Origin of the sequence: Nonomuraea turkmeniaca, from assembly GCF_005889735.1 — a bacterium.
Lineage (GTDB): Bacteria > Actinomycetota > Actinomycetes > Streptosporangiales > Streptosporangiaceae > Nonomuraea > Nonomuraea turkmeniaca.
This window is the reverse complement of the sequence record NZ_VCKY01000247.1, coordinates 1-15,789: the sequence shown is the minus strand read 5'-3', so window position 1 is coordinate 15,789 and position 15,789 is coordinate 1. Positions and strand designations below refer to the sequence as shown.

Here is a 15,789-nt window from a genome sequence, read left to right as displayed (position 1 = left end):
GGGTCAGGCGGGGCAGGTGGTGTTCTGGGTGGGGAGTTCGCCGTTCAGCAGGTACATGTCCACCGCCTTCGTCACGCACCCGCTGCCGGTCAGGTAGGCCCCGTGGCCCTCGCCCTCGTAGGTGACCAGGACACCGGTCTTGAGCTGCCGCGTGAGCGTCTCGGCCCACTGGTACGGCGTGGCGGGGTCACCCTTGCCACCGATCACCACGATGGGCGCCGAGCCGGTCGCGTCGATGCGCTTGGCCGTGTCGTCACCCGGCACCGGCCAGTGGGCGCACGCGCCGCTCGACGCCTCGGCAGCCAGGATCGGGAAGATGCTCTTGATCCGCTCGTTGATCTGGGCGGTCTGGGCGGCGGTGGGGCGTTCGGCGTTGTCGGCGCAGTTGATGGCCTGCAGGCTCGTCATCGCCGTCGTGTACGTCCCGTCCGGCTTGCGGCCGGTGTAGGAGTCGGCCAGGGTGAGCATCGCGGTGCCGTTCCCCTTGATGGCGGCCGCGGCGGCCTGCTCCAGCATCGGCCAGGTGGACTTGGCGTAGAGCGGCGTGATGACGGCCAGCTGGGCCAGCCCGTACGTGAGCTCCCGGTCACCGACCTTGAGCGGCTGGTCCTTCAGCTTGGTGAGCAGCTGCTCGACCGTCTGCTCGACGGCGGCGGGGTCGGCGCCCAGCTCGCAACTCTGCGCCACGCAGTCCTTGGCGAACGCCTCGAAGGCGTGGTCGAAGCCGGTCGCCTGGGTGACCGCCCGCTCCTCGAAGGTGACCGTGGGGTCGAAGGCGCTGTCGAGGACGAAGCGGCCGACGTTCTTGGGGAAGTGGGTGGCGTACACGGCGCCGAGGTGCGTGCCGTAGGAGAGGCCGAAGTAGTTGAGCCGGGAGTCCCCCAGCGCGGCCCTGAGCAGGTCGAGGTCCTTGGCGGCCTGCACGGTGCCGACGTACGGCAGGATCTTGCCGGAGTCCTTCTGGCAGGCCGCGGCGAACTCCTTGGCCAGCCGGTCGCCGTCGGCGTCGCTCTCGGCCTCCAGCAGTTTCTCGACCTGGCCGCCGCATTTGACGCCGGAGCTGCGCTCGACGCCGCGCGGGTCGAAGCTGACCAGGTCGTACCGGGTGCCAGGGGTGCTGAACGCCCTGGCGGCCAGGGCCAGCGTGTCCACGCCTGACCCGCCGGGGCCGCCGAAGTTGAAGACGAGCGAGCCGAGGCGGTCGTCGCCGGTGGCCTTGACCCGGATCAGGGCGAGGTCGATCTTCTCGCCCTCGGGCTTGGCGTGGTCGAGCGGCACCTGGATCTTGCCGCACTCGACCCCGGGGGGAGGGGCGGTCGGTTTGCCGTCGGCGCCGGTCAGGTTGGTGCATCGGGTCCACGCGACGGTGCCCGCGTTCTTGGCGCCGGCCCCGTCCGCCGGCTTATTTCCAGTGCCGCAGCCGGCGAGGACCGTGGCGCCCAGGAGGAGTGTCACGATGGGCTTCTTCATGCTGACAAGCATGGTCGCACAGGGACATGCCGGTGTAGTGGGTGGTAACACCGCTTGAGGGTGACTTCGGTGAAGTGCCGGAGATGACGAATGTCAGGACCTGGGGCGGCGTACCAGCCACATGCCGAGGAAGCCGAAGCCGATCCCGGTCACGCACGTCCAGATCCACCACTCGTTCTCCGGAGCCGGGCGGAAGATCAGCAGAACGACCAGGGCGACGGCCCAAAGAGCGATGCCCACGGCGATGGTGGCCATGTCGTTGGTCTTGATCGGCTCGGGGTCGGGGTGCCACTGCTGCTTCACGGATCCAGCCTAGCGACAAGAAACCTGCTTCATCGGACTGCCGCCCCACCGTCTGTGCCTGGTCCAGACCGTAGCGGCAGTCCGATGAGCAGATTTCTCATCGGGCTTCCAATCGGGTCTCGATCTCATCACTGCCACTTTTCGCAGTTCACGCATGCTGTCACTCTTCGCGTCGTGAGCGACACACGTAACGCAATAGATCGATTCTTCGCAATCTCCGCACGAGGATCGACATTCTCCCGTGAGATCCGCGGAGGCTTGGCCACGTTCTTCACCATGGCGTACATCGTGGTGCTGAACCCCCTCATCATCGGCACCGGCAAGGACGTGACCGGCCAGTACATCGGTGACGGCACGGCGCCCAACGTGGCGCTCGTCGCCGCCGGCACGGCCTTCGTGGCGGGCATCATGACGATCCTCATGGGCGTCATCGGCAAGGTGCCCTTCGCCATGGCGGCCGGGCTGGGCCTGAACGCCTTCGTCACCTTCAGCATCGCGTCGGTGATGACCTGGGAGGAGGCCATGGGCCTGGTCTTCCTCGAAGGCGTCATCATCGCCGTCCTGGTGCTGACCGGGCTCAGGACGGCGGTCTTCCACGCCATCCCGGCCCAGCTCAAGACGGCCATCAGCGTCGGCATCGGCCTGTTCATCGCGCTGATCGGCTTCGTGGACGCGGGCTTCGTGCGCCGCGTGCCCGCCGGGCCGCCGCTGGAGATGGGCATCGCGGGCAGCCTGACCTCGTGGCCGATCTTCGTGTTCATCGTCGGGCTGCTGGCCACGGCCGCGATGGTGGCGCGCAAGGTCAAGGGCGCCATCCTCATCGGCATCATCGGCACCACCATCCTGGCGATCATCGTCGAGCTGCTCGCCAAGGCCGGCAACTTCTCGGCGGAGAACCCCGGCGGCTGGCAGCTGAACCGCCCGGTCATCCCCAGCGAGATCTTCGGATTCCACAACCCACTCGTGTTGTTCACCGAGTTCGACCCGTTCGGCGGATTCATCCGCATCGACGTGCTGCTGGCCGCGTTGCTGGTGTTCACGCTGCTCATCACGGACTTCTTCGACACCATGGGCACGATCGTGGGCGTCGGCCGCCAGGCGAACCTGGTCCAGGAGGACGGGACGCTGCCGCGTACCCGGGAGATCCTGCTCGTGGACTCGCTGGGCGCGGCGGCCGGCGGTGCCGGCTCGGTCTCCTCGAACACCACCTACATCGAGTCGGCCGCCGGCGTCGGCGAGGGCGCTCGCACTGGCCTCGCCAGCGTGGTGACCGGTCTGCTGTTCCTGGTGGCGATCTTCTTCGCGCCGCTCGTCCAGGTCGTCCCGTACGAGGCCGCCGCTCCCGCGCTGGTCCTGGTCGGCTTCCTCATGATGACCGCGGTCCGCGACATCGACTGGAGCGACTACGAGATCTCGATCCCGGCGTTCCTCACCATCGTGATCATGCCGTTCACCTACTCGATCTCGAACGGCATCGGCGCCGGCTTCATCGCCTACGTGCTGATCAAGGTCGTCCGCGGCAGGTCGCGGGAGATCCACCCGCTGCTGTGGGGCGTCGCCGTCCTGTTCGCGCTCTACTTCGCGATCGGCCCGATCCGGGTGCTGCTCGGACTCTGAGCACGCAATCTGCCCGAAGCCGCTCCGCGCGCGTGGGGCGGCTTCGGGGTATCAAGGGTGAGACAAGCCCTCAAGGATTGGGAAATATCTTGCTATGCCGTATAGTTAGCAAAGGTAATGACTCATGCTAACCAACCCCCAGCACAAGATGGACCTGCGCAGCGACGCAGGCCTGGCTTCGGCCTTGCGCGTTTCGCTGGCAAGGCTGACCAGGCGCCTACGACGGCAGGCGGCGGCGCACTCGCTGACGCCCACGCAGTTCGCGACGCTCGCGGACGTAGAACGGCATTCCGGGATAACCCCCGGCGAATTGGCCGAGCTCGAGAAGGTGCAGCCGCCCTCGATGACGCGCGTGATCGCGGCGCTCGAGGAACGCGGCCTGGTCGCTCGTACCCCGCATCCGACCGACCGGCGCCAGGTGACCGTGACCGTGACCGAGGCCGCCGAGAAGTTGCTGAAGGAGGAGCGACGCCGCAAGGAAGCGTGGCTGACCCAGCGGTTGAAGGAGCTCTCGCCGGAGGAGAGGTCGATCATCAGGCAGGCCGCGCCGATTCTGGAGAAGCTCAGCAAGATATAGAGCCTGAACAACGCAAGACCGGGATGTTCCGGTCGCTCAGAATTCCTAATTACCGCATGTTCGCGGCCGGTGGCACCGTCTCCAACGTCGGCACCTGGCTGCAGCGCACCGCCCAGGACTGGCTGGTGCTCGATCTGACCCACGGCAGCGCGGCGGCGCTCGGCACGGCGACCGCGCTGCAGTTCCTGCCGATGTTGTTGTTCGGCATGTTCGGCGGAGTGCTCGCCGACCGTTACCCCAAGCGCCCCATCCTCATCGCCGCCCAGTCGCTGATGGCCGCGCTGGCGCTCACCATAGGCGTGCTGACGATGACCGGCGCCGCCCAGGTGTGGCACGTCTACGTGATGGCGTTCGTGCTCGGCATGATCTCGTGCGTCGAGGTGCCGACCCGGCAGGCGTTCGTGGTCGAGATGGTCGGCCGCCGCGACCTGCCGAACGCGATCGCGCTCAACAGCTCCATCTTCAACCTCGCCCGCGTGGTCGGCCCGGCGCTGGCCGGCGTGCTGATCTACGTGTTCGGCGGCACGGGGCCGCTCTTCCTGATCAACGCGCTCACGTTCGGCGGCGTCATCTCGAGCCTGATCTTCATGCGGAAGTCCCAGCTCAACCCGACGGATCCGGTGCCGAGGGCGAAGGGGCAGCTCAGAGAGGGCCTGAAGTACGTCATCCGGCGCGAGGAGCTGCTCATGCCGGTGCTGCTGATCGGGTTCGTGTCGATGTTCTCGCAGTCGTTCTCGATGTCGATCGCGCTCATGGCCCGCGAGGTGTTCAAGGCGGGCGCGTCCTCCTTCGGGCTGGCCTCCAGCATGTTCGCGGTGGGCGCGCTCGGCGGGGCGCTCCTCGCGGCGCGCCGGGCAAGGTTGTCGAGGAAGGTGCTCTTCGCCGGGGCGATCGGGTTCGGGTTGTTCCAGATCGCCACAGGGCTGGCGCCCTTCTATCCGGCCTACCTGCTGCTGCTGATCCCCACCGGGATCGCGCTGATCACCATCAACACGGCCGCGAACGCCAGCGTCCAGCTCGCCACCTCCCCGGAGATGCGGGGCCGGGTCATGGGCATCTACATGCTGGTGTTCACCGGTGGCGCGCCGCTCGGCGCACCGCTGATCGGCTGGCTGTCCGAGCTGGGCGGGCCGCGTGCGGGAGTGATCCTGTCCGGCGTGCTGGTGCTGGTCGGCACCGGGCTGGCGGTGCTCATGACACGGCTCATCGGCCGCCGGGTCGGAAGGAAGCCCGTTCTCGCCATGGCGTGATAATCGGTTGGCATGAGGCTTTTCGCGGCCCTGGTGCCGCCCGACGAGGTGCTGGACGAGATCTCGCGCGCGATCGCGCCGCACGTCGGGCAGGTGCCGGGGCTGCGCTGGCCGGACCGGGCCACCTGGCACATCACGCTGGGGTTCTTCGGCGAGGTGCCGGAGGCGGTGCTGCCCGAGCTGGAGGTGCGGCTGGCCCGCGCCGTGCGCCGCCACTCCGCGCTGGACCTCGTCTTCGAGGGCTTCGGCGCCTTCTCCTCCGCCCGCCGGGCCAGGGTCTTCTGGATCGGCGTCGCCGGCGACTCCATGACCAGGCTGGCCGACTCGGTCAAGGCCGGCGCCCGCCGCGCCGGAGCCACGCAGACCGACGAGAAACGTTTCCACGCGCACCTCACGCTTGCCCGTGCCAAGGCAGAGACGGACCTCCGCCCGCTGGTCGAGTCGCTGGCCGGGTTCAGTGGCTCGCCGTGGCGGGCGGAGCATGTCCGTCTCGTCCGCAGCTATCCGGGACCTCATGTGAGGTACGAGTCACTCGCCGAATGGGCGCTCGCACCTGCCGAGCCGGGCTAGGCTCCAGGTCGTGGATCGTCCTCGCCCCTGGCTGCTGCCCGTCGTGCTCGGCCTGCTCCTGCTGATCGTGGTCATCGGCGCGCTGCTGACCTGACCTACCAGGCGTAGTCCTCCGGGGCCGTCTTGTGGCCGGGGAAGATCTCGTCCAGGCGGGTCAGGGCGGCCTCGTCCAGCTCGATCTCCAGCGTCCGCAGGCTGCCCTCGAGCTGCTCCAGAGTGCGCGGGCCGATGATCGGCGCGGTGACCGCCCGCTGCTTGAGCAGCCAGGCCAGGGCCACGTACGCGGGCTCCTCGCCCAGCTCGTCGCAGAGCTTCTCGTACTGCTCGATCTTGTCGCGGTGCTTCTCGAGCTGCACGACCATGTGGTCGGCGGCGGAACGGCCCTTGTCGATCTTGCGCAGCACGCCGCCGAGCAGGCCGCCGGCCAGCGGGCTCCACGGGATCACGCCGAGGCCGTAGTCCTCGCACGCGGGCAGCACCTCCAACTCGACCGTGCGGGTGAGCAGGTTGTAGTGGGACTGCTCGCTGATGAACCCGTTGAAGTTGCGCTTGGCCGCCGTCTCCTGGGCCTTGGCGAGGTGCCAGCCGGCGAAGTTGGAGGAGCCGACGTAGACGATCTTGCCCTGCTGGCGCAGGATCTCCATGGCCTCCCAGAACTCCTCGAACGGGGTGTCCCGGTCGACGTGGTGGGCCTGGTAGATGTCGATGTAGTCGGTCTGCAGCCGCTTCAGCGAGGCGTCGCAGGCCTTGCGGATGTTGAGCGCGGACAACTTCTTGTCGTTGGGCCACTCGCTCATCGCGCCGTTCAGCTTGGTCGCGATGACAGTCTTCTCCCGGCGCCCACCTCCCTGAGCGAACCACCGGCCGATGATCTGCTCGGTGATGCCCTCGCCCATCTTCCAGCCATAGACGTTGGCGGTGTCGAAGAAGTTGATGCCCAGCTCCAGGGCCCTGTCCATGATCGCGAAGGAGTCTTCCTCCGAGGTCTGCGGGCCGAAGTTCATGGTGCCGAGGCAGAGCGGGCTGACCTGTAGGCCACTGCGTCCGAGGTTGACGTATTCCATGGTTCAACCCTAAAGACCTGGAGTGCGCTCCAGGCCATAGGGTGGTTCGGTGTTTGCTCTGCTTCGTGCTGCGGTGCCGCTGTTCGTCGCGATGGTCACGGGCATGGTGGGTTCGCTGGTGGTCACCTCCGTGCTGGGCAAACACGACACCGTCACGCTGGCCGCGTTCGCGGTCATGACCGCCGTGCTCAATCCCGCGACCGCCGCCGTCCAGGGCGCGTTACGCGGGCTCGGGCCGTTCGTCGCCCCGCATCGGGAGGAGCCCGCGGCGGCGGTGCCGATCGTGCGGGACGCCCGCTGGCTCAGCCTCGCCACCGGCGCGGTCGGCGCCTTGGCGGTGCTCTGCGTGCCGCTGCTGGCCGAGGCTGCCGGGGTGCCCGCCGAGGCGGTGCGCGAGCTGGGCCTGCTGCCCTACTTCCTGGCCGCCTCAGTGATGGTCTTCGCCTCCACCGGCGGCACGAGCACCATCCTGATCGCGCTCGGACGCAACTCCCACGTGTTGTGGCCCAGCCTGACCGCCGCGGTGCTGCTGAGCGTGCTGGCCGCCGTGCTGGTGCCGTCGCTCGGGCTGACCGGAGTCGGCCTGGCCTGGCTGACCTCGGGGACGGCGGCGGCGATCGTGTCGATCTTCAATCTGCGTCGCGCGTTCGGGCGGGCCATCGGGCAGGCGCGGCCCAGGATGGGGGAGATCGTCCGGCTGGCTCGGGTCAGCATTCCGCTGGCGGCGACCGTACTGATCAAATTCGGGGTGCTCGGTGTCGTCACCTTCGCGGCGAGCACCACCAGCACCCGTGACACCGCCGCCCACGCGGTGCTGACCACGCTCACCGGCATCATGCTGGTGGCCGCGGTCGCCGTCGCCCAGGCGGCGGTGCCCGACGTGGCTCGCGCCCGCGACGCCGCCGAGGCCAGGCGTGCCGCTCGCACGGCCACGCTGCTCGCGATGATGGGGGCGGGTGCGGGGGCGCTGCTGTTGCTGGTGTTCGGCGCGCAGATCATGACGGGGTTCAGCGACGATCAGGCGGTCCGGGAGCGGGTGCTGGCGTTGTTGCCGCTGATGTTGCTGTCGTCGTTGTTCGACGCCGCGCAGGCGGTCAAGGGCACGGGGCTCACCGCGCTCAAGCGGTCGAGCGCGAGCCTGCGGTACTTCGCCATCGGGTACGGCCTGCTGGTCCTGGCCGCCGTCCCCGTGGCCAGGACCTGGGGGATCGCCGGGTTGTGGGTGGCGATGGCGATGGCCAACGGGCTGCTGGTGGTGCTCCAGGGCCTGGGTTTCCACCGTCACAGCGCCAAGGTCGGCGCGGCCGATCAGGAGGGGCCCGGCAGTGACGTCGCCTCTCGCCAGACGCGGAAGGTGTAGTACGGATCCGACTCTTGTGCGCCGGCGGGCGCGTCCGCGTTCGACGGCGGCATGTGAGGCATGATGGCTGGCGTGGGGGATGTCGTGATCAGGGTGCTGGCCGTCGCCGCGGCGACCTGCTGTCTTGCCGCCGTGCCCGCCCATGCGGCGGACGACGGGACGGAGAAGCTCTTCACCTTCAAGGATCCGGGGATCACCGAGTCCAGCGGGCTGGCGGTGTCGCCGACGCACGAGGGCGTCTACTACACGCACAACGACAGCGCCGCCGCCCCGACCTTCTACGCGGTCGACGGGAACGGACGCACGCGGGCCACCTACCAAGTCCGGGGAGCTCAGGCCAGGGACTGGGAGGCGATGGCGGCGACGAAGGACCCGGCGACCGGGCGCGGGGTGCTCTGGTTCGCCGACATCGGCGACAACCTGGACGGCGCCTGGCCTGACATTTCCATCTATAAAGTGATGGAGCCGCGCACGCTCGGCAACGCCACCCTGCCCGCGACCCGCTATCGCTTCCGTTACGCGGACGGTGCCCGCAACGCCGAAGGCATGATGATCAACCCGAAGACCGGCCGCCTCTACGTGGTGTCCAAGGAGTTCGCGGGATCCGTCTACGCCGCACCCAAGAAGCTCCGCACCGACCGCCCGAACACCCTTCGCAAGGTGGCAGGCGCCCCCATCATGGCCACCGACGCGGCCTACGCCCCCGACGGCTCCTCCTACGTCATCCGCACCTATTTCTCCGCCACCCTCTACAAGCCCTCCGGCGATTCGATCAGCAGGGTGACGATGCCGGACCTGAAGCAGGCGGAGTCCATCACCTACACGTTGGACGGCAAGGCCCTGCTCACGGGCACGGAGGGCCCCAAGAGCCCGGTCTACCGGGTCCCACTCCCGGCCCGCGCGCAGCCCACCGTGACGCCCAGCCCGGCCGGCGCCGAGAGCACTCCGGAGCCGTCACCGCAGGCTGCGGCCGATGGTGGCGGGGGCGGGTTGATGGCCAAGGACGTGCTCATCTGGCTGGCGGCCGCGGCAATGGCCACAGGTGTGATCACCTTCATCGCCCGCCGGACTCGGTGACGGCTTCGCCTTGGCGCCGGGTGACTGCTTGGCTTGGCGCCGGGTGACTGCTTCCGTTTGGCGCCGGGTCACCGATTTGCCTTCGCGCCCGGTTTGCCTTGGTGCCCGGTCAAGGATGCGCCGTTACGGCGGCGCGCCGGTGAGGCGGGTAAGCGTCTCCCTGGAGGGCCGGTCACTGGCGTCGGCGGGTGGAGCCGGGCTGGGTGACCGTAAAGGATGGGTTTTCAGCGGCGGAGCGTCGTGAACATGTCGCCGCGGAGGGCGGCCTCGACGGCGGCGATGCTGCGGGACAGGCGCACCAAGCGCGGTCCCTCTGCCCTGTAGGTGTCCAGCACGGCTTCGATGGCGTGCGGTGGGAGGTGGCCCTTCAGGTCGACGGCGGCCGCCCGGTAGCCGGCGCGGGCGGCTTCGACGGCGGAGGCGACGTGGTGCCTGGCCATGCTGGCCAGGGCGACCGGATGCCGCCGGAGCACCTCGTACGCGCGGTAGTCCGGCGGCACCGCGTCAAGCAGCCAGGTCACGGCGGACGTCTCCCAGTCGGGCACGCTGGGCGGACGCACTTCGGCGGGCCAGTCAGGCGGCAGATACATCGAACCACCTCGGCAGCTCACTCAGGCGGCACATACGAGCATCGTACTGACGTTCGATTCGTCCGGGTATGGCGGGGACGGCCGGTAAGCCGGAAAATCGTCGTGTGACGGAGAAGATCGGGATCGTGGGCGCGGGCATCGTCGGGCTGGCGGTGGCGCGGGAGCTGGCCACCACCAGGGGCGCCGAGGTGACGGTGCTTGAAAAGGAAGGCCGCGTCGCCGCCCATCAGACCGGGCACAACAGCGGCGTCGTGCACGCGGGCATCTACTACCCGCCGGGCTCGCTCAAGGCCAGGCTGTGCCGGGAGGGGGTGGCGCTGCTCAAGGACTACTGTGCGGCGAACGAGCTCCCGTACGACGAGGTCGGCAAGCTGGTGATCGCCAGCAGCGGCGCCGAGCGGTCGCAGCTGAGCGCGCTCGCCGAGCGGGCCCGCGCCAATGGCGTGCCGGGCATCGCCGAGCTGGACGCGCTGGCGTTGCGTGAGATCGAGCCGCACGCGGTCGGCGTCGGCGCGATCCACTCGCCGCACACCGCCATCTGCGACTTCGCCGCCGTCGCCCGCCGGTTGGCGCTGGACGTGGTGGAGCTGGGTGGATCCGTACGGCTCTCGCATCCGGTACGGGCGATCAGAGAGCGCCCGGCAGGCGTGCAGGTGCTGGCGGGGCGGCGGAGGTTCACCTTCGACCGGCTGGTGGTGTGCGGCGGGCTGGGATCGGACGCGGTGGCCAGGATGGCCGGGGAGCCGGGGGAGGTCAGGATCGTTCCGTTCCGGGGGGAGTTCTACGCGCTGAGGGGTGCGGCGAAGGATCTCGTTCGCGGGTTGATCTATCCGGTGCCCGATCCGCGGTATCCGTTCCTGGGGGTGCACCTGACCCGGCAGACGGACGGTGAGGTGCTGGTGGGGCCGAATGCGGTGCTCGCTCTGGCCTACGAGGGCTATGGATGGCGAAATATCCGAAATTTCCGGCAGATTCTTGGGTGGCCGGGCACCATCCGCCTTGCCCGCCGGCACTGGCGTACCGGGCTCAAGGAGATCCGCGGCTCCCTCGTCAAGAGCGCCTTCCTCCGCGGCGCGCAGCGCTACGTGCCGGAGCTCACCGCCTCCGACCTCGTCCGGGCAGGCAGTGGCGTGCGAGCTCAGGCCGTGGCCAGAGATGGCAGCATGGTCGACGACTTCGTGGTCGACGTGCACGACAACGTGGTTCTGGTACGCAATGCGCCGTCTCCGGCCGCCACTTCCAGCCTGGCCATCGCCCGGCATATTGCCGGAATTGTCCCAGCACTCGTCCGATGAAGGCATCCTTGGATGTGATGGAATCACACCTGCTAATCGTCGAGGACGATCCGAACATCCTCGAACTCCTCGCCGCGAGCCTGAGGTTCGCGGGGTTCGACGTGACCACGGCGAAGAGCGGCTTCGACGCCGTCGCCGCCGTGCAACGGCACCGCCCCGACCTCGTCGTGCTCGACGTCATGCTGCCCGACCTGGACGGTTTCGAGATCGTCAAGCGCATGCGCGGCGGCGGCGTGCACACGCCAGTGGTGTTCCTGACCGCGCGCGACGAGACCGAGGACAAGATCCGCGGGCTCACGATCGGCGGTGACGACTACGTCACCAAGCCGTTCAGCCTGGAGGAGGTGGTCGCCAGGATCCACGCGGTACTCCGCCGTACGGCCGGGGAGCAGCAGGCGGCGCCGCCGCGGCTGACGTTCGCCGACATCGAGCTGGACGAGGAGAGCCACGAGGTGTGGCGCGGGGGCAACGCGGTGGCGTTGTCGCCGACCGAGTTCAAGCTGCTGCGTTACTTCATGACGAACGCGGGCCGGGTGCTGTCCAAGCCGCAGATCCTCGACCACGTGTGGGACTACGACTTCAGGGGCGAGGTGGGCATCGTGGAGTCGTACGTGTCGGTCCTGCGCCGCAAGATCGACAACCGCAGCCCTCGGCTCATCCACACCCTGCGCGGTGTCGGATACGTCCTTCGCCTGCCACCGAGTCCCTGATGAGCGGCCTGCCGCTGAGGATCAAGCTGATCGCGTCGATGCTGGCGCTGCTGGGCTTCGGCATGACCTTCATCGGCCTGGTGAGCGTCTCGGTGCTGCACACCTACCTCATCGACCGGGTGGACAGCCAGCTCCAGCTCCTCAGCGTGCGCATGTACAAGAAGGTCATCGCGATCGGGAAGAAGGACCTGGAGATCTCCGACCGGCCCATCCTCATCGAGTCGGACGCGATCGTCCTGGTGAAGGAGCCCGGCGGCGAATTCGTGCCCATGCTCACCGACCGCGACGTCGACGTGAAGCCCCAGCCGGTCCTGTCGCCCACCCCGGACCACGAGCCCTACACCACGTCCGCCATCCGGGGCGACGGCGAGTGGCGGGTGCTGGAGAGCCTGGTCGACGGTCGCATGCTCGTGGTCGCGGTGGACCTGGAGGAAGTCGACGCGATCACCCGGCGCCTGGTGCTCATCGAGCTGCTGGGCGGCGGTGGCATCCTGCTCATCCTGGGCGTCGTGGGCATCACGATCGTCCGGCGCAGCATGCGCCCGCTCGGCCAGATCCAGCGCACGGCCGAGGCCATCGCGGGCGGCGAGCTCGGCCGGCGGGTGCCGGACGCCGGCCCCCGTACCGAGGTCGGCCGCCTGGCCAGGTCGCTGAACGGCATGCTCGCCCAGATCGAGACCGCCTTCGCCGCCAGATCGGCCTCCGAGGCGGCGGCCCGGCGCTCCGAGGACCGCATGCGCCAGTTCGTCGGCGACGCCTCGCACGAGCTGCGCACCCCGTTGACCTCCATCCGGGGCTTCGCCGAGTACGCCAGGCAGAACCCCGGCGCCGACCCCGCAGAGCTGATGCAGCGTGTGGAGAAGGCCGCCGGGCGGATGAGCCTGCTGGTGGACGACCTGCTGCTGCTGGCCAGGGTGGACCAGCAGCGGCCGCTGGAGATGCGGCCCGTGGACATGCTGGCGCTGGCCGCGGACGCCGTACAGGATGCCAGGATCCTCGCGCCCGAGCGGGTGATCAAGCTGGACGTGGTCGGCGGCGCGGCCCTGATCGTCTCCGGCGACGAGGTGCGGCTGCGCCAGGTCATCAGCAACCTCGTCACCAACGCGATCGTGCACACCGCGGCCGGCTCGCCGATCATCGTCAGGGCCGGAGCGAACACGGACAAGGTCTTCCTCGAGGTCGTCGACAACGGCCCCGGCCTCACCCCTGAGCAGGTCGATCGGGTCTTCGAACGCTTCTACCGCGCCGACTCCGCCAGGTCCCGCCGCCGCTCGGCCGAGGACCGGGGCAGCGGGCTCGGCCTGGCCATCGTGCAGGCGCTCGTGCAGGCCCACGGCGGCACGGTCACCGTCGACAGCTCGCCGGAGAGCGGCTCCACCTTCCGCGTCGAACTCCCACTTGCCTTGGAGTGAGCCTTCAGCTAACCCTCAGGCTGCTGCGTCACTCTGAGTAGGTGACGAAACCCGAGGCGCTGATCATGGTGGTGGACGACGAGCCCAGCATCAGGGACCTGCTCTCCGCCAGCCTGCGCTATTCCGGGTTCGAGGTGCTGACCGCCGCCGACGGGCAGGAGGCCGTCGAGGTGGCCGAGCGCGCCTCGCCCGATCTCGTGGTGCTCGACGTGATGCTGCCCGACCTGGACGGGTTGGAGGTGGCCAAGAGGATCGACGCGCCCGTGTTGTTCCTGACCGCCCGCGACGCCACCGAGGAGAAGATCGCGGGGCTGCGGGTGGGGGTCGACTATGTGACCAAGCCGTTCAGCCTGGAGGAGGTGCAGGCCAGGATCCGGGCGGTGCTGCGGCGCACCCGCGCCGAGGGCGCGCCCGCCAGCAAGCTGAAGGTGGCCGACCTCGAGCTGGACGAGGACGCCCGCGAGGTGTTGCGGGCCGGGCGCCAGATCCGGTTGTCGCCGACCGAGTTCAAGCTGCTGCACTACTTCATGATCAACGCCGGGCGGGTGCTGTCGAAGGCGCAGATCCTCGATCACGTGTGGAACTACGACTTCGGCGGCGACGCCGGGGTCGTCGAGTCGTACGTCTCCTACCTCAGGCGCAAAGTGGACGACGTCGAGCCGCGGCTCATCCACACCCTGCGCAGCGTCGGTTACGTGCTGCGGGAGCCACCCTCCGGCTAGGCCCGGATGTTCATGAAACGCCATGGAAAGGCGGCCTGGCCCCGATCGTGCGAAGAACAAGGCTAACGTGGGCTTATGGACCTGCTGGGCGCGTTGGAGTCACTGCGCCGGCCGCTCGATCGTGACCTGTTCCCGCTGACGATCGGCGAGACGGCGGCGGACCGGCGTGCACTGCGGGAGCTGACCGGGCAGCTGGACGACTACCTCCTGCCCCGGCTCCGCGCCCTGGACGCGCCGCTGCTCGCCGTCGTCGGCGGGTCCACGGGAGCGGGCAAGTCCACGCTGGTCAACTCGCTGGTCGGGACCGACGTGGCCGAGCCGGGGGTGCTGCGGCCCACCACGCTGGTGCCCACGCTCGTCGTCAGCCCGGACGACCGCTCCTGGTTCATGGGCCAGAACGTCCTGCCCGGCCTGTCGCGCGCCACCGGCGCCGGGCCCGGCGCGCTGCGCGTGGTCACATCGCCTGCTCTGGGCGCCGGTCTCGCGCTGCTGGACGCTCCGGACATCGACTCCGTCGTGACCTCGAACCGTGAGCTCGCCGCCCAACTGCTGGCCGCCGCTGATCTGTGGCTCTTCGTCACGACCGCCGCCCGCTACGCCGACGAGGTGCCCTGGAGCTTCCTGCGTTCCGCCAGAGAACGCAGCACCGCGCTGGCCGTCGTCCTCGATCGGGTGCCGCCCGACGCCGTCGAGCCGGTCGCCCGCGACCTCGCCCGCCTCCTCACCGAGAACGGCCTCGACGGCACCCGCCTGTTCACCGTCCGGGAAGCGGCGCTCCCGTCCGAAAAGGCGCGGCTGCCGGTCGAGTCGGTCCAGCCCATCGCCTCCTGGCTCGCCGGGCTCGCCGCCGACGCAGCGGCACGCTCCCGCGTCGTACGCCAGACGTTGTCCGGAGCGCTCGACAGCCTGGACACCCGCGTCCCTGCGCTGGCCACGGCCGTCTCGCGCCAGCAGGCCGCCTTCGACGGGCTGCGTTCCATCGTGTCGGGCGCGTACGCCGGCGGGATGGCCGACTTCGACGAAGGCATGCGGGACGGGTCGCTGCTGCGGGGCGAGGTGCTGGCCCGCTGGCAGGACTTCATCGGCACCGGCGACCTCATGCGCTCCCTGGAGAGCCGGGTGGGGTGGCTCCGCGACCGCATCGTCGGCTTCTTCACGGGGCGGGTGCCGGAGGTCCAGCTCAAGGAGGCTCTGGAGAGCGGGGTCGAGACCCTGATCCGCGGCGCCGCCGACGGGTCCGCCGAGCGTGCGCTGGAGGGCTGGTCGGCCGCGCCCGGCGGGCCCGGCCTGCTCGAACGGCTCGGCGCCGTCGAATCCGCCCGGCTCGGGCGCGCCTCGCCCGACCTCGGCAAGCGGGCCGAGGCGGTGGTGCGGGGGTGGCAGGAGTACGTCCTGGACCTGGTGCGAGCCGAAGGGGCAGAGAAGCGGACCACGGCACGGGTGGCGTCGTTCGGGGTGAACGGGGCCGGGGTGCTGCTCATGCTGGCCGTGTTCGCGTCGACCGGTGGGTTGACCGGGATCGAGGTGGGGATCGCCGGCGGGACGAGCGTGTTGTCGCAGAAGCTGCTGGAGGCGGTGTTCGGGGATCAGGCGGTGCGGACGTTGACGGTGCAGGCTCGGGAGGATCTGCGTGAGCGGGTGCGGGGGCTTTTGGACACGGAGGCAGCCCGGTTCACCGCCCTCCTGGAGTCCGTCGAGCCGCCGCGAGACACGGCGGACGCGCTGCTGTCGGCGCTCCGGACCGTGAGTGCGCCTGTCTCTTATACACACCT

General features: G+C 69.3%; 15 protein-coding genes. 11 read left to right on the top strand and 4 right to left on the bottom strand.

Going from position 1 to position 15,789, the window contains the following annotated elements:
• Positions 1-3: 3 nt before the first annotated feature.
• Both ETD86_RS44680 and ETD86_RS44675 read right to left on the bottom strand, forming a co-directional pair.
• Complete coding sequence (locus ETD86_RS44680; protein ID WP_246149254.1) at positions 4-1,470, bottom strand: alpha/beta hydrolase; 1,467 nt, start codon at positions 1,468-1,470, stop codon at positions 4-6.
• Positions 1,471-1,563: 93 nt separating this feature from the next.
• A complete protein-coding gene (locus ETD86_RS44675; protein ID WP_211370707.1) occupies positions 1,564-1,773 on the bottom strand; it encodes a DUF2530 domain-containing protein in 210 nt (69 codons plus the stop codon).
• An 84-nt stretch (positions 1,774-1,857) separates the two neighbouring features.
• Here ETD86_RS44675 and ETD86_RS44670 point away from each other — a divergent pair, with 84 nt between their 5' ends.
• The 4 genes from ETD86_RS44670 to thpR all read left to right on the top strand — a co-directional run bounded on the left by ETD86_RS44670 (position 1,858) and on the right by thpR (position 5,787).
• Positions 1,858-3,390, top strand: a complete 1,533-nt coding sequence (locus tag ETD86_RS44670) for an NCS2 family permease (protein WP_138672695.1) — start codon at positions 1,858-1,860, stop codon at positions 3,388-3,390.
• A gap of 148 nt (positions 3,391-3,538) precedes the next feature.
• Positions 3,539-3,967: a MarR family transcriptional regulator gene (locus ETD86_RS44665; RefSeq protein ID WP_246149248.1), complete on the top strand. Its 429-nt coding sequence runs from the start codon at positions 3,539-3,541 to the stop codon at positions 3,965-3,967.
• 23 nt (positions 3,968-3,990) lie between these two features.
• The gene (locus tag ETD86_RS44660; protein ID WP_138672693.1) at positions 3,991-5,217 is read left to right on the top strand and encodes an MFS transporter; all 1,227 of its coding nucleotides are present in this window, start codon (positions 3,991-3,993) and stop codon (positions 5,215-5,217) included.
• 12 nt (positions 5,218-5,229) lie between these two features.
• Entirely contained in the window at positions 5,230-5,787 is a 558-nt protein-coding gene (thpR, locus tag ETD86_RS44655; protein ID WP_138672692.1) for an RNA 2',3'-cyclic phosphodiesterase, read from the top strand.
• Between the two features lie 95 nt (positions 5,788-5,882).
• Here thpR and ETD86_RS44650 read toward each other — a convergent pair whose 3' ends face one another.
• The gene (locus ETD86_RS44650) at positions 5,883-6,851 is read right to left on the bottom strand and encodes an aldo/keto reductase (RefSeq protein WP_138672691.1); all 969 of its coding nucleotides are present in this window, start codon (positions 6,849-6,851) and stop codon (positions 5,883-5,885) included.
• 49 nt (positions 6,852-6,900) lie between these two features.
• Between ETD86_RS44650 and ETD86_RS44645 the strand changes: the two genes are divergently transcribed.
• Together ETD86_RS44645 and ETD86_RS44640 are read left to right on the top strand one after the other, a co-directional pair.
• On the top strand, positions 6,901-8,211 hold the full coding sequence (locus ETD86_RS44645; RefSeq protein ID WP_138672690.1) for an MATE family efflux transporter: 1,311 nt from the start codon (positions 6,901-6,903) through the stop codon (positions 8,209-8,211).
• Between the two features lie 72 nt (positions 8,212-8,283).
• The gene (locus ETD86_RS44640; RefSeq protein ID WP_138672689.1) at positions 8,284-9,288 is read left to right on the top strand and encodes a hypothetical protein; all 1,005 of its coding nucleotides are present in this window, start codon (positions 8,284-8,286) and stop codon (positions 9,286-9,288) included.
• A gap of 224 nt (positions 9,289-9,512) precedes the next feature.
• On the opposite strand, the gene ETD86_RS44635 is transcribed toward ETD86_RS44640, so the two are convergent.
• Positions 9,513-9,878 carry a hypothetical protein gene (locus tag ETD86_RS44635; RefSeq protein WP_138672688.1) on the bottom strand — a complete coding sequence of 122 codons (366 nt, stop codon included), beginning with the start codon at positions 9,876-9,878 and terminating at the stop codon, positions 9,513-9,515.
• 68 nt (positions 9,879-9,946) lie between these two features.
• Between ETD86_RS44635 and lhgO the strand changes: the two genes are divergently transcribed.
• The 5 genes from lhgO to ETD86_RS44610 form a co-directional block, all read left to right on the top strand.
• Positions 9,947-11,173 carry an L-2-hydroxyglutarate oxidase gene (lhgO, locus tag ETD86_RS44630; protein ID WP_138672687.1) on the top strand — a complete coding sequence of 409 codons (1,227 nt, stop codon included), beginning with the start codon at positions 9,947-9,949 and terminating at the stop codon, positions 11,171-11,173.
• A 17-nt stretch (positions 11,174-11,190) separates the two neighbouring features.
• Positions 11,191-11,883 (top strand): response regulator transcription factor, encoded by a 693-nt coding sequence (locus ETD86_RS44625; RefSeq protein WP_138672686.1) that lies wholly within the window; start codon positions 11,191-11,193, stop codon positions 11,881-11,883.
• Positions 11,883-13,295: a sensor histidine kinase gene (locus ETD86_RS44620; protein WP_138672685.1), complete on the top strand. Its 1,413-nt coding sequence runs from the start codon at positions 11,883-11,885 to the stop codon at positions 13,293-13,295. Before ETD86_RS44625 ends, ETD86_RS44620 begins: the two co-directional genes overlap by 1 nt.
• 65 nt (positions 13,296-13,360) lie before the next feature.
• Entirely contained in the window at positions 13,361-14,017 is a 657-nt protein-coding gene (locus ETD86_RS44615; protein WP_138672697.1) for a response regulator transcription factor, read from the top strand.
• Positions 14,018-14,092: 75 nt separating this feature from the next.
• The coding region (locus ETD86_RS44610) for a GTPase family protein (RefSeq protein WP_138672684.1) at positions 14,093-15,789 on the top strand (1,697 nt) is incomplete at its 3' end.